Genomic DNA, 302 nt, shown 5'->3' on the forward strand with positions numbered 1-302 from the left:
GCTTATAATCGTCCTTGTGCAGGTCGGGCGCGGCGCGCAGCAGCATTTCCGTATAGGGGTGCCGGGGCGAGCTAAAGAGGGCCTTGGTCCGGCTGACCTGCATGAGCTCGCCGAGATCGAGGACAGCCACCCGGTCGGCCAACTGGCGTACCACGGCCAGGTCATGCGAGATGAACAGCTTGGCCACGGCATGCTGCGCCTTCAAGGAGGCCAGCAGTTCGACGATCTTGGCTTGAACGGAGACGTCGAGGGCAGACAGGATCTCGTCGCAGATCAAAAGCTGCGGCTTGACGAGCAGGGCC

Annotated in this window: 1 protein-coding gene; it reads right to left on the reverse strand. The window is 62.9% G+C overall.

What is annotated here, in order from left to right; translation table 11 throughout:
- On the reverse strand, nt 1–302 hold a 302-nt coding region (locus ACZYTC_RS34355; RefSeq protein ID WP_488991771.1), incomplete at both ends, for an ABC transporter ATP-binding protein.

The sequence above is a fragment of the Labrys sp. F242 genome (genome assembly GCF_057813875.1).